Genomic DNA, 21,491 nt, shown 5'->3' on the forward strand with positions numbered 1-21,491 from the left:
CCCGCGGCGTAGGGGTCGGTCACCACCGGCAATTGGGTCGGACTTGCCCCCACGGCGCGACTTCAGAAAGTTTCATTGCGGTTAACGGCGTCGTTTTATCTTTCTATCGCAACATCTTGCCAAATGGTCCGCATGCGGACCGCCCCGACCTCAGGGGCCAGAACCCCCGCCAGCGTCGGCGTCAGCCCCCGATGAGGCCCTTCGCGCCGTCCCAGACCAGCCGCAGCCCGACCAGCGCGACGGTCGCGTACATGAAGGGATAGAAGACCTCGGCCCGCATGCGCTTGACCACCGCCGCCCCGGCCAGTACCGCCACCACCGCGACCGGCAGCAGCACCCCCGCCGTCAGCAGCGTGCGCGCGTCGAAGAACCCGAGCGCGGCATAGGGCGCGACCTTCACCGTGTTGACCACCGCAAAGAAGATCACGCTGGTGCCGGTCAGCACCTTCGGGTCCAGCTTCAGGGGCAGCGCATAGACCTGGAACGGCGGCCCGCCGGCATGCGCCACGAACGAGGTGAAGCCGGCCACCGCCCCCCAGAACCACCCCGCCTTGCGCCCCGGCCGCGCGACCCGGCGCAGCAACACGCGCGCCACGAAGCCGAGCGCGACCAGACCGACGATCAGGCGCACCGCGGCCTCGGGCGTTACCGCCGCGGTCAGCGCGCCGATGCCGATCCCCAGCAGCGCCGCCGGCAGCATCGCCGACAGCACCGCCCGGTCGTACCACCCCCGCCAGGTCCACAGCCCCACCGCGTCCATCATCAGCAGGACCGGCAACAGCAGCGCCGCCGCCTGCACCGGCGGCAGGACCATCGCCAGCACCGCAACCCCGATCAGCGCGAACCCGCCGCCCAGCCCGCCCTTCGACAGCCCGAAGAAGACCACCGCCACCAGCGCCGCGGCCAGCGTCGCCGGATCGCCCAGCAGCGTGCGGGCGGCCAACGCCTCGGCCAGCGCGTTCAACACGTGGCTCCAGCGCGGCGCGGGCAGGCAAGGCAGAGAGGCCGGGCATTCGACGCGATCATGGCCCCGCGGCATACGCGCCCGCCCTGCCCCGCGCAAGCCGCGCCGCGACGGCCGGTCGCCGGGGCCGGCGGCCCGACGCCCGGAATATCGTTGAGCATCCTGTTCTGCGGGTCTAGCCCTGTTCACGGGCGCCCTGGGGTCATAGATCTCTCCCGCGCCCTGACCCGCCGCAAGGACCCGCGCCCGATGCCGCCACCTGATCCGCACCCCCGCCCCGCCTCCTCCCCCTGCATGGCCGCCGAGGTCGCGCCGGAGTATTTCGATCCGCTGGCGGTCGATCCGCAGCAGGCGGTCGACGTGGCGCGCTGGCGTCGGGCCGAGCGCGCGCGCCTCGATGCCGCGCGGCGGTGCCTGGCGGTGGCCGACCGCGCCCGCATCGACGCCGCGCTGGCCGTGGGGCTGGAGGCGCTGCTGACGCGGCGGCTGGGGGATCCGCGCGGGCGTGTCATCGCCAGCTACTGGCCGATCCACGGCGAGCCCGACCTGCGCCCCTGGCTGGCCGCCCTGCGCGACCAGGGCGCGGTGATCGCGCTGCCGGTGATCGAGACGCGCAACGCGCCGCTGGCGTTCCGCCGATGGGACGCGGGCGCCAGGCTGGGGCGCGGCCACTGGAACATCCCCGAACCGCCGCCCGAGGCCGCGGTGATCGACCCCGAGGTGACGCTGGCGCCCTGCCTGGGCTGGGACGCGCAGGGCTACCGACTGGGTCATGGCGGCGGCTATTTCGACCGCACGCTGGCGGCGCGTCGGCCGCGGCCGCTGGCTCTGGGCGTCGGCTTGCACGCGGCGCGGTTGGCCACCATCTATCCGCAACCCCATGACATCCGGCTCGACGCCATCGTGACCGAAACCGGCATCCAGTACGAGGAGACGCCATGACCACCTCGGCGCAAGCCATACGCAACTGGACCGGCCCCGCGATCCTCAGCTACGGCTACCGGCCCTTCTTCCTGCTGGCGGGTATCTGGGCGGCGCTGGCGATGGCGCTTTGGGTGCCGATGCTGGCCGGCGCGATCCCGGCGCCGGGGCACTTCGGGCCGGTGGACTGGCACGCGCATGCGCTGCTTTTCGGCTATACCAGCGCGGTGATCGCGGGCTTCCTTATGACCGCGGTGCCCAACTGGACCGGGCGCTTTCCCATCGTCGGCTGGCCGCTGGCGGGACTGGTCGCGCTGTGGCTGGCGGGCCGGGTGGCGATGACCGTGCCACTGGGGCTGTCGCCGCTGGCGGTGGCGGTGGTCGACCTGGCGTTTCCCGTCGCGCTGGCCGCCGCCATCGGGCGCGAGATCGTGGCGGGGCGGAACTGGCGGAACCTGAAGGTGCTGGGGCTGTTCGCGGCCCTGATCCTGGCCAATGCGCGGTTCCACTGGGCGGCGGTCGAGGGGGCCGCGGTCGGCGACTGGGGCGCGCGGCTGGGGCTGGGGGTGGTGATCCTGCTGATCGCGGTGATCGGCGGGCGGATCGTGCCCAGCTTCACCCGCAACTGGCTGGCCAAGCAGGCCCCCGGCCCGATGCCGGCGCCGATGGGAACGTTCGACAGCTTCGTCATGGTGCTGTCGGTCATCACGCTGCTTTTCTGGGTGCTGGCGCCGTTCGAGCCGGCGACGGGGGTGCTGTGCCTGCTAGCGGGGGGCGCGAACCTGGCGCGGCTCGCGCGCTGGCAGGGTTGGCACACCGGGGCCGAGCCGCTGGTCTGGGTGCTGCACGTGGGCTTCGCCTGCCTGGGGCTGGGCTTTCTGGCAGTCGGCCTGAACGCGCTGGGACTGATGCCCGGCGGGACCGGGCCGCAGCATGTCTGGATGGCCGGGGCCATCGGGCTGATGACGCTGGGCGTGATGACGCGGGCAAGCCTAGGCCATGCCGGCCTGCCGCTGAGTGCGGGGCGCGGGGTCATCGTGCTCTACGCGCTGGTGATCGGCGCGGTTGTGACGCGGCTGATCGCGGGTTTCCTGCCCGGAGCGGGGTGGCTGCTGCACCTTTCGGCGGCGCTGTGGATCGGGGGGTTTGCAGGCTTCGCCGCGCTCTACTGGCCGATCCTGACGCGGCCCCGCGCCGACGCGCGGCGCGCCAATCCTGCCCCGAACCGCTGAAAATGAGAGGGTGCGCGCATGCGCGCATTTCCAGAAGAATCTGATAACATGATAGAAAAGTTGTGATCTTAACCGGATCGCAACCTTTGCATCGCGTTGCGCGTGGCGGCGCAAGGGCCAACTGACGCCCATCCGAAGCAGGCGATTGATCGACCCCCAAGGCCGTCATGCCCGCCGAAGCAGGCAGCCTGCCTCAGCCCGCCAGGCGACGACGGGCCAGCAGCGACAACCCGCCCAGCGCCCCGATTAGCAGGAAGCCGGCCGCCGGCAGCGGAATCGGCGCGACGGGTTCGGGTGCCGGAGCGAAGGCAGGCCCGCCCAGCGACGTGCTGGATAGCTGGAGGAACGCCCCGCCGGGAACCAGAGGTGACACCGTCAGCGTGCCGGTGATGCGGTAGCTGCCCTCGCCGAACATCGCCTCGGCCGAACTGAACAGCGGGTCGGCGAAGGCGGCGTCGGCATCGGGACCGACCGTTTCCCCTTCGGACGCGGGCGGCGAGGTCAGGCCGAGGGACATGCCGTTGGCGAAAACCTCGAACTGATCGCCCGGCAGGAATGCGTCGGTCACGGCGAGCCAGGCGGTTTCGCCCGCGCCGAGCGTGAAGGTGAATGCGTCATCCCAAGGCGCGCCGACCGCGCTGAAGGCGAAGAATTGCCAGCCGCCATCCAGCGGCAAGGCGGTTTCGGCCGAGGCCGTTATCGGGAGGGTAAGCGCAGTCGCCGCGAAGGCGAGCGCCTTGAAGTTATTGCAACTTTTCATTGAGTTCCCCGATTGGTTAACGAAAAGTTAACCTGCCCGAGGGCGTGCGCGGCTGTCAAACCCGTACCGACCGGCCCTCGTGACACGGTCCTGCCACGGAGGCGCGCAGCCTGCCGGCGAAAGGGCGGCGGTGTCAGCCCAGCGCGGCTTCAGCCTCGGCCCAGAGGCGGGTGACGATATCGCCGGCGGGTGCGGCCTGCGCGCGGCCCGCGGCCTGCCCGGCCAGCAGGTACATCCGGTCGGTATCGCCAGCCTCCAGCGCCGCGCGCCGCAGCGGGTCGGTCAGGTGGCGCTGGACCGGATAGGGCGCAGGCGGGGGCGCGTCGGGGGCCTGCGCGGCATCGGTGAACCGGTTGGACAGGACCCGGCAGGGGCGGCCGGTATAGGCGCGGGTCAGTACCGTCGCTTCGGGGCGGGCGCGGGCCAGCGCGTCGGACCAGGCGGGCGCGATAGCGGCCTCGGGCGTGCGCAGGAGCGCGGTGCCGGGCATGACGGCCGCGGCACCGAGGACCAGGGCCGCCGCCGCCGTGCGCCCGCAGGCGATCCCGCCGGCGGCGATGACCGGCACGCGCAGGGCATCGGCCAGCGCCGGGATCAGCGCGAAGGCCCCGACATGGGCCCGCGCCTGGGCATCCGCGGGGGTGAAGGCGCCGCGGTGGCCGCCGGCCTCGGCGCCCTGGGCGATCACCGCGTCGGCGCCGGCGGCTTCGGCGGCCAACCCCTCGGCAAGCGTGGTGGCGGTGGCGAACCAGGCGATGCCCGCGGCCTTCAGCGCGGCGACCTGATCGGGCCGGAACAGGCCCATGATGCTGGAGGCCGCGTTGGGCCGCGCCGCCAGCACCGCGGCGAACTGCGCGTCGAAATCGTGCAGAAGCGGGCCTTCGGGGATGTCGGGCGCGGGGCCGAAGCCCGAAAGGAAGGCGGCCTGCGCGGCCTCGGCCGCCGGGTCGCGGTGGGGGGCGTCGTCGGGCACCCAGAGGTTCAGTTGCACCGCGCCGCTGGACATCTGCCGGAACCGCGCCATCCAGCTGGCGATTCCGTCCGCGTCGAAGGGCATCGCCCCGCAGGCGCCCATGCCGCCGGCCTCGGCAACCGCGGCGGCCAGAGCGGGGGGCGAGGAGCCGGCCATCGGCGCCATCAGGACGGGGAGCGACAGGCCGAAGCGATCGGCGAAGGCGCGGGCGCGGGAAAGGGGGCTGGGCATGGGCAACTCCGGCACGGGACGGCGGGCAGTTTGCGCCCGGCGCGGCGGCGGTGCAACCGCTTGACAGCCCCCGCGCGCCGCTGTTGCATGACGCCAGATTTGGGGAGGCCCGCGTTGCGCACCATCTACCTTGCCCTGGCCCGCGCGCTGGATCGGGTCACGCTGCTGCTGTGCGCCACCGCCGGGCTGGTGCTGGTGGGGATGGTGCTGGTCAATGTGGTCTTGCGCTATGGCTTCGGCACCGGGTCCATCGCGCTGCAGGATCTGGCCGGCTACGCGTTTGCGGTCTTCGTGATCACCGCGCTGCCGGTCTGCCTGGCGCGCGGCGGCCATGTCCGGGTCGAGGTCTTTTCCGAGCGCCGGGGGCCGGGCTACCTGCGCGCCGCCGACACGGTGGCGCTGATCCTGTTCCTGATCCCGCTTTTCGGTCTGATCGTCTGGGCAGGCTGGGGCGATCTGGTCTACAGCTGGCGGGTGCGCGAGGGGTCGATGACGCCGGGCGGGCTGGGCGGGCTCTATATCGTCAGGACGGTGCTGCCGGTAGCCGCCGTGCTGATGATCGTGCAGGGGATTGCCGCGGTGATCGACCCGCCAGCCGCCGCCCGGGACCCGCGGGGATGAGCCCGCAGGAGTGGATACTGCTGGCGATGTTCGCGGCCCTTTTCGCCGGCATACTCAGCGGCATCCCGGCGATGCTGGCGATTGCCGGCGTGCCCATGGTCACTGCGGTGATCGCGGCGCAGATGGGGCTGTTCAACCTCGATTTCCTCAGCTTCTTTCCGGCGCGGGTCTGGGGGGTGATGACCAACACGCTGCTGATGGCGGTGCCCTTGTTCGTGCTGATGGGCGTGCTTCTGGAACGCTCGCGCCTGGCCGAGCGGATGCTGCAGGTGCTGGCGCGGCTGATGGGCGACAGCCCGCGGGGGATGGCGCTGTCGGTGCTGATGTTCAGCGCGGTCATCGCGGCCTCGACCGGCATCATCGGCGCGACGGTGGTGATGCTGGTGCTGATCGCGCTGAAGCCGATGCTGGCGGCGGGCGTGCCGCGGCCGCAGGCCTCGGGGCTGATCTGCGCGAGCGGGACGCTGGGCCAGATCATTCCGCCGTCGATCGTGCTGGTGCTGCTGGGCGACCAGATCGGCAACACCTATCTGGACGCCCAGCAACGGGCGGGGAATTTCGCGCCGATCCCGGTGTCGGTCGCCGATCTGTTCGCCGGCGCGCTGATCCCGGGGGTGATGCTGGTCGGGCTTTATGCGCTATGGCTTCTGTTCACGCTGCGGCCGGTGCGCGGCGTGGTGCCGCCGCCGCGGGTACCGGTGCCGATGGCGGAGGTGCTGTTCACCTTCCTGCCGCCGCTGCTGCTGATCCTGGCGGTGCTGGGCTCGATCCTGGCCGGCGTCGCCACCGCGACCGAGGCCGCGGGGCTGGGCGCGATCGGCGCGCTGCTGATGGCGGCCTTCGCCGCGAGCGGGCTTCGGGCCGAGCGGGCGGTGATCGCCGGCGCGGGGCTGGCGGCCTTTGCGCTGGTGATGCTGAGGATGGCGGGGATGGGGCGCGCGGCGCTGGACACGCCGGCGGGCATGCTGGCGCTGGCCGCGGCGGCGCTGATCGCGCTGGGGGTGGTGGTCGCGGCGTTCCGGCTCTGGCAGCGGCAGCTCTTGCAGGCGTCGATGGTCGAGACGATCCGTGTCTCGGGCATGGTCTTCGGCATCGTCATCGCGGCGTCGATGCTGGCGCTGGTCTTTCGAGGCTTCGGCGGCGACCGGACGGTGACGGCGCTGATGGCGGCGCTGCCGGGGGGGGACCTGACGCCGCTGCTGGTGGTGATGGCGGTCGTCTTCGTGCTGGGCTTCATCCTCGACGCGGTCGAGATCATCTATATCGTCGTGCCGCTGCTGGGCCCGGCGGTGCTGATGGGCGATGTCTCGCCGGTGTGGTTTGCGGTGCTGCTGGCGATGAACCTGCAGACCAGCTTCCTGACCCCGCCCTTCGGCTTTGCGCTTTTCTACTTCCGATCCGTCGCGCCGGCCACGATCGGCACGTTCGAGATCTATCGCGGTGTGCTACCCTTCGTGATGCTGCAGCTGGGGGCGCTGGCGATTCTGATCGCCTTTCCGGCGCTGGCGACCTGGCTGCCCGACCGCTTGTTCTGACTGGCAGGACTCAAGAACCAACAATGGAGGAGACCCGAATGAAACGCAGAACCTTCCTCGCCTCGGGCGCGGGTATCGGCGCCGCCGCCCTGGCCGCGCCGGCCGTCGCGCAGGGCCGCATCGAATGGAACATGCCGTCCAGCTTTCCCAAGGCGGCGCCGGGCGTCGGCACCAACGTCACCCGCTTTGCCGAACTGGTCGAGAAGATGTCCGACGGCCGCATGGTGCTGACCGTCTACGGCGCGGGCGAACTGGTGCCGCCCTTCGCGGTCGAGGATGCGGTCCAGCAGGGCAACGTGCCGATCGGGCACAACACGCCCTATTACGCCGCGTCGAAATCGGCGGCGCTGCACTGGTACACGGGCGTGCCCTTCGGGATGACCGTGTGGGAACACCAGGCCTGGCTGCGCTGGGGCGGCGGGCAGAAGATCTGGGACGACATCTATGCCGAGCGCGACCTGAAACCCATCTATTGCGGCAACTCGGGCGTGCAGTCGGGCGGCTGGTTCAAGAACCGCATCGAGAGCCTGGAGGACCTGCAGGGTCTGAACATGCGCATCGCCGGCCTGGGCGGCGAGATGATGCGCAAGCTGGGCGTCAACGCCGTGCTGATGCCCGCGACCGAGATCTTCCAGGCGCTGCAGTCGGGGGCGCTGGATGCTGCCGAATGGGTCGGGCCGATGCTGGACCAGGCCTTCGGCCTGCAGCGGATCACCAACCTGTGCTACACGCCCGCCTATGCCGAGCCGTCGGCGGCGCTGGCCGTGGTCTTCAACACCGACGCCTGGGGAGAGCTGTCGCCCGACCTGCAGGCGATCTGCGAAGCCGCGGCGATGCAGGCAGCGATGGAGACGAACGCCCAGTTCGACTGGTTCAACGTGCAGGCGATGGATGCGCTGACCGCGGAGGGAGTCGAGTTCCTGGCCTTCCCCGACGAGGTCGTCACCGCGATGCGCGACGCCTGGGAGGAGGTAAAGGAGGAACAGCGCGCCGCCAGCGACGATGTCGCCCGCGTGCTGGACAGCATCGAGCCGTTCCTGGAGAAGGCCGCGGCCTACAACGGCGCCTTCCTGGAACGCTACCTGCCGGCGCGCGGCTGACGACGGCCGGCCCGCGGGGCGGGCGGCCGGGGAAAACGGACGGGGGGCGCCGGGCATTGTCATCGCCCGGCGCCTTCCTATCTTGAAGGCAGTCCCGACAGGAGCGCGCCATGTTCTTTTCCACCAAGACCCACGAGATGATCGCCCCCGCCGAGGCGCTGCCCGGCCGGCCCGACCCGATCCCCACCGCCGAGACGCATTTCTTGACCGGCCGCCCGCTGAAGGCGCCGGTGCCCGAGGGGATGGCGGTCGCGAACTTCGGCATGGGCTGCTTCTGGGGGGTCGAGCGGTTCTTCTGGCAGACCGAGGGCGTCTGGCTGACGATGGTCGGCTATGGCGGCGGCTACACGCCCAACCCGACCTATCAGGAGGTCTGCACCGGGCGCACCGGCCACAACGAGGTCGTGCGCGTGATCTACGACCCGGCGGTCGTCAGCTATGACGAATTGCTGCGGGTCTTCTGGGAAAACCACGACCCGACGCAGGGCATGCGGCAGGGCAACGACCGCGGCACGCAGTATCGGTCCGGCATCTACGCGACGACGCCCGAGCAGGAGGCCGCCGCCCGCGCCAGCCGCGAGGTCTATCAGGAACGCCTGAGCGAGGCCGGGCTGGGCCGCATCACCACCGAGATCGCCGCCGCGCCCGAGTTCTACTTCGCCGAGGATTATCACCAGCAGTACCTGGCCAAGAACCCCGGCGGATATTGCGGCATTGGCGGCACCGGCGTGGCCTGCCCCGTCGGCCTGAAGGTCTGAGGCCGGAAGCCCCCGCAACCGGCGCGCGGCCCATGCGGGGGTGGGTGTCCACGCGTGGACACCCGCGCAAGCCATTGGCGTGACAGGGATTATTTCCTGCCGTTAACCTCATTGAAACTTTCGCAGGCGGGCGCTTTTCGCGCGCAACGCGACGATCCGCGGCCACCCCATCGGCTGGCAGGTCCGCGCCCGCCACTTGACGCGCCCCGCACCGGCTTCTAGGCCGGCAGGCGATTCCGTTTCCGCGAAAGGCCCCGAGCATGCCGACCTATACCGCGCTGACCACGCTGCCCGACGAGGCCCGCGCCCAGGCCCTGGGCGCGGCGCTGGAATCCCTCGACCCCGAGCCGGTGGGGGTCGGCGTCTTCGAGATGGAGGACGGGTCGAACCTGTGGGAGGTCGGCGCCTATTTCACCGACCCGCCCGACGAGATCGGCCTGACGTTGATGGCCGTCGCGCATGGGGCGGCCGAATTCGCCGTGTCGGAACTGCCCGAGATCGACTGGGTCGCGCATGTCCGGCGCGAGTTGAAACCGGTCGAGGCCGGGCGCTTCTTCGTCTACGGCAGCCACGACGCCGACAAGCTGCCCGCCGACCGCATCGGGCTCTGGATCGAGGCGGCGATGGCCTTCGGCACCGGCCATCATGGCACGACGCTGGGGTGCCTGCGCGCCATCGACCGGCTGGCGACCGAGGGGGTGGTGCCGGAACGGGTCATCGATCTGGGCTGCGGCACGGCGGTGCTGGCGATGGGCGCGGCCAAGGTCTGGCCCGGCACGATACTGGCCAGCGACATCGACGCCGTCGCGGTCGAGGTGGCGACGGCCAATGTCATCGCCAACGGGCTGGAGGGGCGCGTCGAATGCCTGGAAGCGACGGGTTTCGCGCATGACGTGATCGCCGCCCGCGCGCCCTTTGATCTGGTCATCGCCAATATCCTGAAGGGCCCGCTGATCGACCTGGCGCCGGACATCGCGCGGCATACCGCGCCGGGGGGCCGCGCGATCCTGTCGGGGCTGCTGACCGAGCAGGCGGAAGATGTCCTGGCGGCCTATGTCGCCGCGGGCTACACCCAGGAGCGGCGCGAGGAGATCGGCGACTGGGCGGCGCTGACCCTGTCGCGCAACTGATCCGGTTCCGCCGCATTTCCGCCCAAGATCGCTGGCAAGGTCCGCCCCGACAGATCGGCGGAGCCATAAATGCCCAGTCACGGATACCAGAAACGGATGGAAAAGATCCTTTCCGCGCAGATCGCGGAAAAGGAAGAGGCCATGCGCCCGCCACGATGGCGCGGCGCGCTGAGCCTGACGCTGGTCGTGCCGCTGGCGATGGCCGCGGTCTTCTTCGGGCTCAAGGCCGCGCTGCTGGCGGTGCAGGGCGAAGCGGCCTTTGTCGTGCAGGTCCGGCCCGCCGACCCCGGCGACTGGATCGCCCTGCTGCGCTACTGGCTGGGCGGGATCGACCCGGTGACCGAAGGTCTGGCGCGCGCGCTGGCGCCGCTGGTCGAGGCCGCGCGCAGGGGCTGAAGCGGACATGACAAGGGCCGCGCCGGATGCCGGCGCGGCCCTTTTCCGGTCACCGAACGGGTGTTCAGCGGATCTGATCGATCACCGTGTCGATGTCGGCACGGCAAAGGCCGATATCCTCCAGTTCCCGGTCGGACAGCTTGGCAAGCTCCCGGCGGGTGATGCGGCGGTCGTTCCACGCCGAAAAGGCGGTGAACAGGCCGGCGAAGGAGAAACCGCCACCAAGGGCGATCGGGCGGGTTTGGGCGAGGACAGCCATGACAGGCTCCGTATAATAAAAGTTTCATCTCGATGAAGCATCGCGCTTCTACGAGGGCAGGTAACGCCCGCGCCCGGCGGCCGGTAGGGGGATAAAATGCAAGCCCGCCATGCAATGGCAGCATGACTTGGACATACATACAGGCGCCGGGCCGAAGCGACCCGCGCGCGACCGTTAATTGCCGCATGCGGGCCGCGATTGCAAGTCCTGTGTTGTTCGTGCTTTGCGCTGGCCTGTGTTCCCTTTTCGTGCTAGTCAGGACCAACGCCGGGTCAACCGGCAACGGCGGATCGAACGGGGCAGTTCGAATGCGGCAAGGGGCGGGACGGGCGGCATGCGGGTCTTGGGGTTAGATCCCGGTCTTCGGACGCTGGGCTGGGGCGTGATCGACGTCGACGGGCCGCGCCTGGCGCATGTCGGCAATGGCCTCTGCCCCTCCAGCGGTGTCGACCTGGCGACGCGGCTCTTGAGCCTTCATGTACAGCTGACCGAGGTGCTGGCGCGGTTCAAGCCCGACTGCGCCGCGGTCGAGCAGACCTTTGTCAACAAGGACGCCGTCGCCACGCTGAAGCTGGGCCATGCCCGCGCCATCGCGCTGCTGGTGCCGGCGCAGGCGGGGCTGTCGGTCGGCGAATACGCCCCGAACGCGGTCAAGAAGACGGTGGTCGGCGTCGGCAAGGCGGCGAAGGCGCAGGTCGATCACATGGTGCGGATGCAACTGCCGGGGGTGGTGATCGCCGGGCCGGATGCCGCCGACGCGCTGGCCGTCGCCATCTGCCACGCCCATCACGCGCAATCCGCCGGCCGCTGGCAGGCGGCGTTGAGGGCGGCGGGATGATCGGCATGCTCACCGGCCGGATCGCGCATCGGGGCGCCGATCACGTGGTGATCGACGTCCAAGGCGTGGGCTATATCGTGCATGTCTCGGACCGGACGCTGATGGCGCTGCCCGGCGCCGGCGGGGTGGCGCGGCTGCATACCGAGCTTCTGGTGCGCGAGGACCTGCTGCAACTGTTCGGCTTCCTCACCCCAGCGGAAAAAGAGTGGCACCGCCTGCTGACATCGGTCCAGGGGGTGGGGGCGAAGGCGGGCATGGCGATCCTGGGCGCGCTGGGGCCGGAAGGGCTGGCGCGGGCCATCGCCATCGGCGACGCCGCCGCCATCCGCCGCGCGCCAGGCGTGGGGCCGAAGCTGGCCAGCCGCGTGGCGATGGAGCTGAAGGACAAGGCCCCGGCGATCATGGCGCTGGCCGCGACCGCAACGGTGGCCACCGCGCCCGAGGTGATCGAGGCGGACACCCCCGCCGCACCCGTCGCGCCTCCGGCGGCCCCGGCGACGCCCGCGTCCGGCGGCAGCGCGCAGGTCCAGGCCGAGGCGCTGTCGGCGCTGACCAACCTGGGCTACGGGCCGTCCGAGGCCGCCGAGGCCGTCGCCCGCGCCGCCGAGACCGAGGCCGAGACGCCCGCCCTGATCCGCGCCGCGCTGCGGGCGCTGGCGCCGAAGGGCTGACGCATGGCGACCCCCGACCCCACACTGCGCCCCGACCGCCGCCCCGAGGATGCCGACCGCGCGCTGCGCCCGCAGAGCTTGGACGAGTTCATCGGCCAGCATGAGGCGCGCGCGAACCTGCGGGTCTTCATCCAGTCCGCCCGGATGCGCGGCGAGGCGATGGATCACACGCTTTTCTACGGCCCGCCCGGTCTGGGCAAGACGACGCTGGCGCAGATCATGGCGCGCGAACTGGGCGTGGGGTTTCGCATGACCTCGGGGCCGGTGCTGGCGCGGGCGGGGGACCTCGCGGCGATCCTGACCAACCTCGAAGCGCGCGATGTGCTCTTCATCGACGAGATCCACCGCCTGAACCCGGCGGTCGAGGAGGTGCTCTATCCGGCGCTTGAGGATTTCCAGCTGGACCTGGTGATCGGCGAGGGGCCGGCGGCGCGCACCGTGCGGATCGAGTTGCAGCCCTTCACGCTGGTCGGCGCGACGACCCGCCTGGGCCTGCTGACCACGCCGCTACGCGACCGCTTCGGCATCCCGACGCGACTGCAGTTCTATACCGAGCCCGAACTTTGCGAGATCGTCAGCCGGGGCGCGCGCCTTCTGGGGATCGAGGCCGCGGCCGAGGGTGTGACCGAGATCGCGCGGCGCGCGCGGGGCACGCCGCGGATCGCCGGGCGGCTGCTGCGCCGAGTGGTCGATTTCGCACTGGTCGAGGGTGACGGCAAGCTGACGCGCGCGCTGGCCGACAATGCGCTGACGCGGCTGGGGGTGGATCACCTGGGTCTCGACAGTGCCGACCGGCGCTACCTGAAGCTGCTGGCCGAGGGCTATGCCGGCGGGCCGGTGGGGGTGGAGACGATCGCCGCCGCGCTGTCGGAATCGCGCGACGCGATCGAGGAGGTGATCGAGCCCTACCTGCTGCAGCAGGGCCTGATCGCCCGCACCCCCCGCGGGCGCATGCTGACCGCCAACGCCTGGCGGCACTTGGGGCTGGAGCCGCCGCGCGCCGGGAGCGGGCAGACGGACCTTTTCGAGGGCTGAAACGCTTCGGGGGCGCGCCGCGGCGGGGGTGTCCGCATGCGGACAGACAATCATCTTGCTGTTTTGAAATGATATAATCCGTGATCGCCCATGCGGACCGGGCCGAGACGGGCGCGCGGTTTCCGAGTTGATCTCGCCCCGCCCGCCACCTAGGCTTTGCACCGCGATAGGGAGGCTTTCGATGCTGTCCGGCAAGCGCATCCTGTTGATCATCGGCGGCGGCATCGCGGCCTACAAGGCGCTGGAGCTGATCCGCCTGCTACGCGGGGCGGGCGCGGCGGTGGTGCCGGTGCTGACGCGGGCGGGGGAGCAGTTCGTGACGCCCCTGTCGGTCGCGGCGCTGGCCGGGGAGACGTTGCACCGCGACCTCTTCGATCTGACGACCGAAGCCGAGATGGGCCATATCCAGCTGTCGCGGGCGGCCGACCTGGTGGTGGTGGCGCCCTGCACGGCGGACATGATGGCGAAGATGGCGGGCGGGCATGCGGACGACCTGGCCTCGACCCTGCTGATGGCGACGGACAAGCGCGTGCTGATCGCGCCGGCGATGAACGTGCGGATGTGGGACCACCCGGCGACGCAGCGGAACCTCGCGCAACTGCGGGCCGATGGCGTGCTGACCGTGGGGCCGGATGTGGGCGACATGGCCTGTGGCGAGCATGGGCCCGGCCGGATGGCGGAGCCGGTGGCGATCCGCGCGGCGATCGCGGCGGCGTTGGGTGGCGTCCAGACGGAGGGCGTCCAGTCGGAGGGCGTCCAGTCGGGGGGCGTCCAGTCGGGGGGCGGGCCGCTGGCGGGGCGGCATGTCATCGTCACCTCGGGGCCGACGCACGAGCCGATCGACCCGGTGCGCTACATCGCCAACCGATCCTCGGGCGCGCAGGGAGCGGCGATCGCGGCGGCGCTGCGCGACCTGGGGGCGCGGGTCAGTTTCGTCACCGGCCCGGCCACCGTGGCGGCGCCTGCCGGGGTGCAGGTGATCCGGGTCGAAACCGCGCGGCAGATGCTGGCCGCGGTCGAGGCCGCGCTGCCAGCCGATGCGGCGGTGATGGCGGCGGCGGTGGCCGACTGGCGGGTGGCCAACGCGTCGGGGCAGAAGATGAAGAAGGGCGCGGGCGGGATGCCGGTGCTGGAATTCGCCGAGAACCCCGATATCCTGGCGACGCTGGCGCGGCATGCGCAGCGCCCCGGGCTGGTCGTGGGCTTCGCCGCCGAGACGCAGGAGGTGATCGCCCATGCCAGCGCGAAGCGCGCGCGCAAGGGGTGCGACTGGATCGTCGCCAACGACGTCTCGGACGCGACGGGAATCATGGGCGGGACGGAGAACGCCGTGCACCTGATCACCGAGGACGGCGTCGAGGACTGGCCGCGGCTGGCCAAGACCGAGGTCGCGCGGCGGCTGGCGGCACGGATCGCCGGGCATCTGGGCGCGGGGTAGCGCCGGGGCACTGGGGTGGATGGGGGCGCTGCCCCCCGTCCCCTGCGGGGCCGTCCCCCGGGATATTTGGGGACAGAAAATGGGGCGAAGGTGTTTCCTAACCGGCTGACGAAGGGCGGCGCGAGGGGTGCGCAAATTTGCGCACTTTGGCAAGGCATTGAAAAATATAGGCCATCCGACGGCGTTAACCGCAACGAAACTTTCGGAAAGGGGAGGGTTGGGCGTCCCTTCGCGTCAGCGGTTGGGCTGGCGGCGGGCCGGTCAGGGCTTCGGGTGGTCGTCGTAATCCTTGCGCAGGATGCGGCGGCTGTCGCCTTCGGGGTCGTCGTACATGCCCTTTTTCAGCGTCCACCAGAACGCGCCGAGGCCCAGGAGGCCGAGGCCCAGCGAGATCGGGATGAGGATGCCCAGAACCTCCATCACGCGGGCCTTTCTATTTCAGGCGCAGCGCGTTCAGCGCCACGGTGATCGACGAGAGCGACATGACCGCCGCCGCCCAGAGCGGCGTGCAGAGGCCCAGCAGGGCGACCGGCACGAAGATGAGGTTGTAGATCCCGGACTGCCAGAAATTCTCGCGGATGCGGCGGGTGGAGAGTTTGCCCATGCGCAGCGCGTCGGCGATGGGCGCCAGATCCCGGCCCAGAAGCACGATGTCGGACGCCGTGCGCGCGGCATCCAGCGCGGTGGCCGGCGAGATCGAGACATGCGCGGCGGTCAGCGCGACGGTGTCGTTGAGCCCGTCGCCGACCATCAGCACGCGGTGGCCGGCGGCGTGCAGCGCGTCGATGCGCGCGGCCTTGTCCTGCGGCAGCGCCTCGGCCTGCCAGTCGTCGATGCCCAGGCGCGCGGCCATCGCCTGCACCGCCGCGGGCACGTCCCCCGAGATCAGGCAGACCTGCTTGCCCTGCGCCTTCAGCGCCGCGACCACTTCCTCGGCGCCGGGGCGCAGGCGGTCGGCGAAGGTGAAGGCGCGCGGCTGGTCCCCCATCGCCAGACAGGCGGCGGTGGTGTCGCCGGCCTCGGCGCCGACCCAGGCGGCACGACCCAGCCGGACGCGCTGGCCCTGCCACTGGCCCTCGACGCCGTAGCCCGGAACCTCCTGCACGGCGTCCAGCGTCGCGGGATCGATACCGCGATCCTGCAGCGCGCGGGCCAGCGCCTGGGCGAGCGGGTGGCTGGAGGCCGAGGCCAGGGCGAGCGCGACGCGCCGGGCAGCCTCCGGGTGGTCGTCGGGGTTGGTCGGCTCGGGCGTGCCAAGGGTCAGCGTGCCGGTCTTGTCGAAGACGACGGTATCGACCTCGGCCAAACGTTCGAGGGCGGTGCCGTCCTTGATCAGGAGCCCCTTGCGGAAGAGGCGGCCGCTGGCCGCGGTCACCACCGCCGGCACGGCAAGCCCCAGCGCGCAGGGGCAGGTGATGATCAGCGTCGCCACGGCGATGTTGACCGAAAGGCGCAGATCGCCGCCCGAGATGTACATCCAGACGACGAACGCGCCCAGCGACAGGAGCGGGATGGTCGGCGCGTAGGCGCGCGCGGCGCGTTCGGCGAGGGTGGTGTAGCGGGTGCGCGCGGCCTCGGCATGGGCGACGAGGTCGGCCATGCGGTGCAGCGAGCTGTCCTTGCCGGCGGCGGTGACGCGCACGGTGAGGGGACCGGTCAGGTTGACCTCGCCGGCGCTGAGCAGGGTGCCGTCGCCGGCGAAGGCGGGCAGCGTCTCGCCGGTCAGGAGCGAGCGGTCGATTTCCGACCGGCCGGCAGTGACCACGCCGTCGACCGGCACGCGCCCGCCGGGGCGGACCAGCACCAGATCGCCCACCGCGAGGTCGGCCACGGGCACGGTGACCTCGCGCCGCGCCTCCAGGCGGATCGCGCGCGGCACTTCCAGCGCGGCCAGTTCCTGCGCGGCCGAGCGCGCCGCGGCGCGGGCGCGGAAGTCGAGGTAGCGGCCGGCGAGCAGGAAAAAGTTGAGCATCACGGCAGCTTCGAAATAGGCGTGTTCACCGGACCTGGTCGTCTCGTAGAGCGAGATGGCGACGGTCAGCACCAGCGCCAGCGCGATCGGCCCGTCCATGTTGAGCCGCCCGGCGCGCAGCGCCCGGCCCGCGGACCGGAAGAAGGGCTGGCCGGAAAAGGCGATGGTGGGAATGGCGATCAGTGCCGAGATCAGGTGAAAGAGGTCGCGCGTGGCGTCGGTGGCGCCGGACCAGACGGCCACCGACAGCAGCATGATGTTCATCATGGCAAAGCCCGCGACGCCCAGCCGCATCAGCAGGTCGCGGCCCTGGCGGTCGGTTTCGGTCATGCTGAGCGTGCCGGGGTCCAGCTCGTGCGCGTCGTATCCGAGCCGCTGCAGCCGGTCGATCACGTCCTGCGCGCTTGTGCCCGGATCGGCCTGGACCGAGACGCGGCGCATGGTCAGGTTCAGCCGCACCGACTGGACGCCGGGCATGCGTTCGAGGTCGTTCTCGATCGTGGCGATGCAGGCGGCGCAATGCGCGTCGGGCACGGAGAGGACCAGCCGCGCATCCTCGGGCGGGGTCTGCACGCGGTCCAGCGCGGCGACGCCCGCCGCGCAGGCGGGGCAGGCCGAGGCCGGGGGGGCGTGCAGGGTGTCGCTCACGCGTCGGGTCCGCGATGGCGGAACGACACGCGCTGCTGGAACTCGGTCCCGTCGCGGGCGGTGGCGACCAGGCGCAGGTTCCAGTTGCCGCGCGCCAGCTCGACCGGCGCGCGGAAGCTGCCGCGCGCATAGGTGAACTCGGGCGTGATGTCGTCGCGGGTATGGGTCGCGCGGCCCAGCGTGGCGCTGAGGTCGGCGACCTCGGCGGGGGTGCCGTCGGGGTCGGTGATATGAACCTGAAGCTCGCCGCCCTCGACCGCGACGCGGATGTCCCAGCCCAGCGCGCGCTGCCGGGCCAGCCGATCGTTGAAGCCCTGGCTCGCGACGTAGCTGTTCTGCACCTCGATGCCCGGGAAGGTGGAAATCGCGCTATAGGCCATGAAGAGGTTGACCGAGATGATCAGGCCGAACGCGCCGGCGAAGATCGCGAAGACCTTGGGTCCGGTCAGCTGCTTTCTGCTGTCGCTCATTGCTCCCTCCCGTTGAAGACGGTTTCGCCGTAGATGCGCGCGGTCTCGCCGGGGACAGAGGCCCAGAGGCGCACCGGCGTCGAGGCGCTGCGCGACGCCTCGATCCCCGGCGGCGCGGTGAGATAGACGCGGAAGCTGGCCTGTTCGTCGGCGGGCACCGTGACCAGTTGGCCCGCCTCGCCCTCGATCGTCAGGCGGATGGAGGGGGCGTCGGCGACCGACAGGAAGAAGGGCCGCGGTTCGTTCGACATGTTGCGCAGGCGGATGTCGTAGGCGTTGCGGATCGTGCCGTCGGACAGCACCACGTAGGTCGGGTTGCGCACCGGCGAGATCGACATGTCGATGTCGGTGCGCAGAAAGAGCGCCACGATCAGGCCGATGCCGATGCCGGCCCAGAGGACGGTGTAGACCATCGTCCGGGGCCGGAAGACATGCTTCCAGACCGGGATCGCCGGGGCGCCCTGGCGTTCGCGCACCTCGTCCGAAAGCGCGAGATAGTCGATGAGTCCGCGGGGCTTGCCGATGCGGTCCATCACCTCGTCGCAGGCGTCGATGCAGAGCCCGCAGGTGATGCATTCCATCTGCTGGCCGTCGCGGATGTCGATCCCCATCGGGCAGACGTTGACGCAGGCCATGCAGTCGATGCAGTCGCCCTGCGCGGGGTCGAGCTGGCCCTTCTTCAGCTTGCCGCGCGGCTCGCCGCGCCAGTCGCGGTAGCCGACGGTCAGCGTGTCCTCGTCGACCATCGCGGCCTGGATGCGCGGCCAGGGGCAGGCGTAGATGCAGATCTGTTCGCGGAAGAAGCCGCCGAAGAAGAAGGTGGTGGCGGTCAGGATGCCGACGGTGATGTAGGCCGCCGGATGCGCGTTCAGCGTGAAGAGGTCGCGCAGCAGCGTCGGCGCGTCGGCGAAGTAGAAGATCCAGGCGCCGCCGGTGCCGACCGCGATCAGCAGCCAGACCAGCCATTTGGTGCCGTACTTGCGGACCTTCTCGCCGTTCCATGTCTGCCGGTGCAGGCGCACGCGGGCATTGCGGTCGCCCTCGATCCAGCGCTCGACCAGGATGAAGAGGTCGGTCCAGACGGTCTGCGGGCAGGCATAGCCGCACCAGACCCGCCCGAAGGCCGAGGTGAAGAGGAAGAGCCCGATCCCGGCCATGATCAGAAGGCCCGCGACGAAGTAGAATTCGTGCGGCCAGATCTCGATCATGAAGAAGAAGAAGCGGCGGTTGGCGATATCGACCAGCACCGCCTGGTCTGGCATCGCCGGGCCGCGGTCCCAGCGAATCCAGGGGGTGATGTAGTAGATGCCCAGAAGCACCCCCATCAGCCACCATTTGAGCGTGCGGAAGTTGCCCTTCACGCGGCGCGGAAAGATCGGCTCGCGCGCGGCGTAGAGTTGCGGGCTGTCGTCTTGAGAGCTCACGGGCCTCGGGCTCCTGCCTGGTGCCGATGGAAACGGCGTGGCGAGTCTATCGCCTGTTGGTCGCCTGTCAAAATGCGCATTTTCCAGGCAAGTTGCAGTGCGGCGTAGGCGCGCATCCCCGTTGCCTGCGCGCGGTGGGTCGAACGGCCATGCCCGGCGCCCCTTGAGGATGCGCCGGGCGATGCGGCCGGGCCGGGCGCGGCGGCCCGGACCGGCAGGACGCTGCGCCTACTCGCCCCCGCCCAGCTGGTGGACATAGGCCGCGACCGCGCGGATCTCGGCGTCGCGCAGACGGTCGGCGAAGCCCGGCATGACGCCGAAGCGCGAATAGTAGACCGAATGCCGGATCGCCTCGAACGATCCGCCATAGAGCCAGACCTGATTGTTCAGCGCCGGCGCGCCGACGAAGTAGTCGCCCTCGCCGCTCTCGCCGTGGCAGGAGGCGCAGTTGTTCAGGAAGACCTCCTCGCCCGCCGTGGCCAGTTCAGCGTCATGGCCCTGGTTCGACATCTGGAGCACGTAGTGGACGACCTGGTCGATCTCGCCCTCGTCCAGCAGACCGTCGCTGCCGAAGGCGGGCATCTGCGACCAGCGCGCATCGGGGTAATCCTCGTTGCGGATGCCGTAGCGGACGGTTTCGTGGATGTCGTCCATCGTGCCGCCCCAGAGCCAGTCGTCATCCAGCAGGTTGGGAAATCCCGAGGCCTGCACACCCGCGCCGCCGGTGCCGTGGCATTGCGAGCATTGCGCGCGGAATACCGACCCGCCTGCGTTGACGGCGAAGCGCTGCAGTTCCGGATCGTCGCTGATCGCATCGACATCGGTGGCGAGCAGGCGGTCGAACCAGACCTGGTTCTCGGTGTTGAAACGCTCGATGTCGCTGACCACCGCGGCGCGCGAATCGTAGCCGAGGATGCCCTGCGTCGCCCGCGTGACCAGCGGCCAGGCGGGATAGAACAGCCAGTAGATCACCGCCCAGGCAATGGTGATGTAGAAGGTCCACAGCCACCAGCGCGGCATCGGGTTGTCGTATTCTTCGATCCCGTCCCAGGAATGGCCGGTCTTGGCGACTTCCTGGCGCAGTTTCCGCTTCGGGTCCGGGTACTGCCGCGAGGCCGGGGTGACCTTGTTCTCGGGGGTCTTGTCTTCCTGGTCAACCATCAGCGGGCCTCTCCGTTTGCTCTGCCCTTGCGCCCGGCGCTGTCGTCCCTTGCGTCGGCCGGGCTGTCTTCGTTGCGGAAGATCATCGAGGACGTTTCGTCATGCACCTTGCGGCTGCCGGGACGGAAGGCCCAGATCACGACCCCGATGAAGAAGAGCGTCATGAACAGCAGATGCCAACTGTCGGCGAAGGCGCGCAGAAGCGTATAGGTTTCCATCCCGCCCTCCTCAGCGCTGCGGGTCGGGGACGAAGGTCGAGAAGTCGACCAGCGTGCCGAGCATCTGCAGATAGGCGATCATCGCGTCCATCTCGGTCAGTTCGGGCTGGCCGTCGAAGTTGCGGGTCTGCGCCCCCGGATACCGCTCCAGCAGGGCCGAGTGATCGGCATTCGGATTGGCCTGGGCGCGGAAATCGGCGCGCGCGGCCGCGACCATCTCGTCGGTGTAGGGCACGCCGAGCAGGCGGTAGGTGCGCACCAGATCGGTGATATGCTCGCCGTCGATCACCCGGTTCATCATGAAGCCGTAGGACGGCATGATCGATTCCGGCACCACCGACTGCGGGTCGATCATGTGCTGGACATGCCAGTCGTCGCTGTAGCGCCCGCCGACACGCGCCAGGTCCGGCCCGGTGCGCTTCGATCCCCACTGGAACGGATGGTCGTACATCGATTCCGCCGCCAGGCTGTAATGGCCGTAACGCTCGACCTCGTCGCGCATCGGGCGGATCATCTGGCTGTGGCAGGTATAGCAGCCCTCGCGCCGGTAGATCTCGCGCCCCGCCAGTTCGAGCGGGCTGTAGGGGCGCATCCCCTCGACCTCCTCGATCGTGTTCTCGAGGTAGAAGAGGGGCACGATCTGCACGATCCCGCCGATGGTGACGACCAGGAAGCTGAGGACCAGAAGCAGCGTCGCGTGCCGCTCGATCTTCTTGTGTTGGTCAAGAATGCCCAT

The 21,491-nt window shown here is 70.3% G+C and carries 23 protein-coding genes; 12 read left to right on the forward strand and 11 right to left on the reverse strand.

Annotated features, from left to right (window positions below):
• Positions 1 to 181 precede the first annotated feature (181 nt).
• Positions 182 to 964, reverse strand: coding sequence for a sulfite exporter TauE/SafE family protein (locus IM708_RS03300; protein ID WP_245242970.1), 783 nt, complete (start codon positions 962 to 964; stop codon positions 182 to 184).
• Between the two features lie 249 nt (positions 965 to 1,213).
• Here IM708_RS03300 and IM708_RS03305 point away from each other — a divergent pair, with 249 nt between their 5' ends.
• Together IM708_RS03305 and IM708_RS03310 are read left to right on the forward strand one after the other, a co-directional pair.
• The gene (locus IM708_RS03305) at positions 1,214 to 1,906 is read left to right on the forward strand and encodes a 5-formyltetrahydrofolate cyclo-ligase (protein ID WP_245242971.1); all 693 of its coding nucleotides are present in this window, start codon (positions 1,214 to 1,216) and stop codon (positions 1,904 to 1,906) included.
• Entirely contained in the window at positions 1,903 to 3,117 is a 1,215-nt protein-coding gene (locus tag IM708_RS03310) for an NnrS family protein (protein WP_209424893.1), read from the forward strand. Before IM708_RS03305 ends, IM708_RS03310 begins: the two co-directional genes overlap by 4 nt.
• Positions 3,118 to 3,310: 193 nt before the next feature.
• Here the strand turns inward: IM708_RS03310 and IM708_RS03315 are convergent, their stop codons facing one another.
• A complete protein-coding gene (locus IM708_RS03315; RefSeq protein ID WP_209424894.1) occupies positions 3,311 to 3,877 on the reverse strand; it encodes a VPLPA-CTERM sorting domain-containing protein in 567 nt (188 codons plus the stop codon).
• Positions 3,878 to 4,010: 133 nt separating this feature from the next.
• Entirely contained in the window at positions 4,011 to 5,081 is a 1,071-nt protein-coding gene (locus IM708_RS03320; RefSeq protein ID WP_209424895.1) for a nitronate monooxygenase, read from the reverse strand.
• A gap of 114 nt (positions 5,082 to 5,195) precedes the next feature.
• On the opposite strand from IM708_RS03320, the gene IM708_RS03325 reads away from it, so the two are divergent.
• From IM708_RS03325 to IM708_RS03350, 6 genes are all read left to right on the forward strand, one after another.
• The gene (locus IM708_RS03325; RefSeq protein ID WP_245242972.1) at positions 5,196 to 5,702 is read left to right on the forward strand and encodes a TRAP transporter small permease subunit; all 507 of its coding nucleotides are present in this window, start codon (positions 5,196 to 5,198) and stop codon (positions 5,700 to 5,702) included.
• Entirely contained in the window at positions 5,699 to 7,237 is a 1,539-nt protein-coding gene (locus IM708_RS03330) for a TRAP transporter large permease subunit (RefSeq protein ID WP_209424897.1), read from the forward strand. The genes IM708_RS03325 and IM708_RS03330 overlap by 4 nt, the downstream gene beginning before the upstream one ends.
• A 38-nt stretch (positions 7,238 to 7,275) precedes the next feature.
• On the forward strand, positions 7,276 to 8,337 hold the full coding sequence (locus IM708_RS03335; protein ID WP_209424898.1) for a TRAP transporter substrate-binding protein: 1,062 nt from the start codon (positions 7,276 to 7,278) through the stop codon (positions 8,335 to 8,337).
• Positions 8,338 to 8,447: 110 nt separating this feature from the next.
• Entirely contained in the window at positions 8,448 to 9,095 is a 648-nt protein-coding gene (gene msrA, locus IM708_RS03340; protein ID WP_209424899.1) for a peptide-methionine (S)-S-oxide reductase MsrA, read from the forward strand.
• Positions 9,096 to 9,355: 260 nt separating this feature from the next.
• A complete protein-coding gene (locus IM708_RS03345) occupies positions 9,356 to 10,225 on the forward strand; it encodes a 50S ribosomal protein L11 methyltransferase (RefSeq protein ID WP_209424900.1) in 870 nt (289 codons plus the stop codon).
• A gap of 69 nt (positions 10,226 to 10,294) precedes the next feature.
• Positions 10,295 to 10,621, forward strand: a complete 327-nt coding sequence (locus IM708_RS03350) for a hypothetical protein (RefSeq protein WP_209424901.1) — start codon at positions 10,295 to 10,297, stop codon at positions 10,619 to 10,621.
• A 64-nt stretch (positions 10,622 to 10,685) separates the two neighbouring features.
• Here IM708_RS03350 and IM708_RS03355 read toward each other — a convergent pair whose 3' ends face one another.
• Positions 10,686 to 10,880, reverse strand: coding sequence for a DUF1127 domain-containing protein (locus IM708_RS03355; RefSeq protein WP_209424902.1), 195 nt, complete (start codon positions 10,878 to 10,880; stop codon positions 10,686 to 10,688).
• Positions 10,881 to 11,214: 334 nt separating this feature from the next.
• Here IM708_RS03355 and ruvC point away from each other — a divergent pair, with 334 nt between their 5' ends.
• From ruvC to coaBC, 4 genes are all read left to right on the forward strand, one after another.
• Positions 11,215 to 11,718 carry a crossover junction endodeoxyribonuclease RuvC gene (gene ruvC / locus IM708_RS03360; protein ID WP_209424903.1) on the forward strand — a complete coding sequence of 168 codons (504 nt, stop codon included), beginning with the start codon at positions 11,215 to 11,217 and terminating at the stop codon, positions 11,716 to 11,718.
• Positions 11,715 to 12,389, forward strand: a complete 675-nt coding sequence (ruvA, locus tag IM708_RS03365; RefSeq protein WP_209424904.1) for a Holliday junction branch migration protein RuvA — start codon at positions 11,715 to 11,717, stop codon at positions 12,387 to 12,389. The genes ruvC and ruvA overlap by 4 nt, the downstream gene beginning before the upstream one ends.
• A 3-nt stretch (positions 12,390 to 12,392) precedes the next feature.
• Positions 12,393 to 13,424, forward strand: a complete 1,032-nt coding sequence (ruvB, locus tag IM708_RS03370; RefSeq protein ID WP_209424905.1) for a Holliday junction branch migration DNA helicase RuvB — start codon at positions 12,393 to 12,395, stop codon at positions 13,422 to 13,424.
• A gap of 181 nt (positions 13,425 to 13,605) precedes the next feature.
• Complete coding sequence (gene coaBC, locus IM708_RS03375; protein ID WP_209424906.1) at positions 13,606 to 14,862, forward strand: bifunctional phosphopantothenoylcysteine decarboxylase/phosphopantothenate--cysteine ligase CoaBC; 1,257 nt, start codon at positions 13,606 to 13,608, stop codon at positions 14,860 to 14,862.
• Between the two features lie 261 nt (positions 14,863 to 15,123).
• Here coaBC and ccoS read toward each other — a convergent pair whose 3' ends face one another.
• The 7 genes from ccoS to ccoO form a co-directional block, all read right to left on the reverse strand.
• Positions 15,124 to 15,282 (reverse strand): cbb3-type cytochrome oxidase assembly protein CcoS, encoded by a 159-nt coding sequence (gene ccoS / locus IM708_RS03380; RefSeq protein WP_209425016.1) that lies wholly within the window; start codon positions 15,280 to 15,282, stop codon positions 15,124 to 15,126.
• A 13-nt stretch (positions 15,283 to 15,295) separates the two neighbouring features.
• Entirely contained in the window at positions 15,296 to 17,482 is a 2,187-nt protein-coding gene (locus tag IM708_RS03385) for a heavy metal translocating P-type ATPase (RefSeq protein WP_209424907.1), read from the reverse strand.
• Positions 17,479 to 17,952: a FixH family protein gene (locus tag IM708_RS03390; protein ID WP_209424908.1), complete on the reverse strand. Its 474-nt coding sequence runs from the start codon at positions 17,950 to 17,952 to the stop codon at positions 17,479 to 17,481. Before IM708_RS03390 ends, IM708_RS03385 begins: the two co-directional genes overlap by 4 nt.
• Positions 17,949 to 19,376, reverse strand: a complete 1,428-nt coding sequence (ccoG, locus tag IM708_RS03395; RefSeq protein WP_209424909.1) for a cytochrome c oxidase accessory protein CcoG — start codon at positions 19,374 to 19,376, stop codon at positions 17,949 to 17,951. Before ccoG ends, IM708_RS03390 begins: the two co-directional genes overlap by 4 nt.
• A gap of 228 nt (positions 19,377 to 19,604) precedes the next feature.
• A complete protein-coding gene (gene ccoP, locus IM708_RS03400) occupies positions 19,605 to 20,537 on the reverse strand; it encodes a cytochrome-c oxidase, cbb3-type subunit III (protein WP_209424910.1) in 933 nt (310 codons plus the stop codon).
• Positions 20,537 to 20,755, reverse strand: coding sequence for a cbb3-type cytochrome c oxidase subunit 3 (locus IM708_RS03405; RefSeq protein ID WP_209424911.1), 219 nt, complete (start codon positions 20,753 to 20,755; stop codon positions 20,537 to 20,539). The genes ccoP and IM708_RS03405 overlap by 1 nt, the downstream gene beginning before the upstream one ends.
• A gap of 10 nt (positions 20,756 to 20,765) precedes the next feature.
• Positions 20,766 to 21,491, reverse strand: coding sequence for a cytochrome-c oxidase, cbb3-type subunit II (ccoO, locus tag IM708_RS03410; RefSeq protein WP_209424912.1), 726 nt, complete (start codon positions 21,489 to 21,491; stop codon positions 20,766 to 20,768).

It is taken from the genome of Pararhodobacter sp. SW119 (genome assembly GCF_017811755.1).
In the GTDB taxonomy this organism is placed as follows: Bacteria; Pseudomonadota; Alphaproteobacteria; order Rhodobacterales; family Rhodobacteraceae; genus Pararhodobacter.

Bases quoted from the DNA above. Each gene is read 5' to 3' on its own strand.
- msrA (WP_209424899.1), top strand. From the start codon at position 8,448: ATGTTCTTTTCCACCAAGACCCACGAGATGATCGCCCCCGCCGAGGCG.
- IM708_RS03345 (WP_209424900.1), top strand. From the start codon at position 9,356: ATGCCGACCTATACCGCGCTGACCACGCTGCCCGACGAGGCCCGCGCC.
- ruvC (WP_209424903.1), top strand. From the start codon at position 11,215: ATGCGGGTCTTGGGGTTAGATCCCGGTCTTCGGACGCTGGGCTGGGGC.
- IM708_RS03330 (WP_209424897.1), top strand. From the start codon at position 5,699: ATGAGCCCGCAGGAGTGGATACTGCTGGCGATGTTCGCGGCCCTTTTC.
- IM708_RS03355 (WP_209424902.1), bottom strand. From the start codon at position 10,880: ATGGCTGTCCTCGCCCAAACCCGCCCGATCGCCCTTGGTGGCGGTTTC.
- IM708_RS03335 (WP_209424898.1), top strand. From the start codon at position 7,276: ATGAAACGCAGAACCTTCCTCGCCTCGGGCGCGGGTATCGGCGCCGCC.
- coaBC (WP_209424906.1), top strand. From the start codon at position 13,606: ATGCTGTCCGGCAAGCGCATCCTGTTGATCATCGGCGGCGGCATCGCG.
- IM708_RS03350 (WP_209424901.1), top strand. From the start codon at position 10,295: ATGCCCAGTCACGGATACCAGAAACGGATGGAAAAGATCCTTTCCGCG.
- ccoO (WP_209424912.1), bottom strand. From the start codon at position 21,491: ATGGGCATTCTTGACCAACACAAGAAGATCGAGCGGCACGCGACGCTG.
- IM708_RS03405 (WP_209424911.1), bottom strand. From the start codon at position 20,755: ATGGAAACCTATACGCTTCTGCGCGCCTTCGCCGACAGTTGGCATCTG.
- ccoS (WP_209425016.1), bottom strand. From the start codon at position 15,282: ATGGAGGTTCTGGGCATCCTCATCCCGATCTCGCTGGGCCTCGGCCTC.
- ruvA (WP_209424904.1), top strand. From the start codon at position 11,715: ATGATCGGCATGCTCACCGGCCGGATCGCGCATCGGGGCGCCGATCAC.
- IM708_RS03320 (WP_209424895.1), bottom strand. From the start codon at position 5,081: ATGCCCAGCCCCCTTTCCCGCGCCCGCGCCTTCGCCGATCGCTTCGGC.
- ruvB (WP_209424905.1), top strand. From the start codon at position 12,393: ATGGCGACCCCCGACCCCACACTGCGCCCCGACCGCCGCCCCGAGGAT.
- IM708_RS03310 (WP_209424893.1), top strand. From the start codon at position 1,903: ATGACCACCTCGGCGCAAGCCATACGCAACTGGACCGGCCCCGCGATC.
- IM708_RS03305 (WP_245242971.1), top strand. From the start codon at position 1,214: ATGCCGCCACCTGATCCGCACCCCCGCCCCGCCTCCTCCCCCTGCATG.
- IM708_RS03390 (WP_209424908.1), bottom strand. From the start codon at position 17,952: ATGAGCGACAGCAGAAAGCAGCTGACCGGACCCAAGGTCTTCGCGATC.
- ccoP (WP_209424910.1), bottom strand. From the start codon at position 20,537: ATGGTTGACCAGGAAGACAAGACCCCCGAGAACAAGGTCACCCCGGCC.
- IM708_RS03315 (WP_209424894.1), bottom strand. From the start codon at position 3,877: ATGAAAAGTTGCAATAACTTCAAGGCGCTCGCCTTCGCGGCGACTGCG.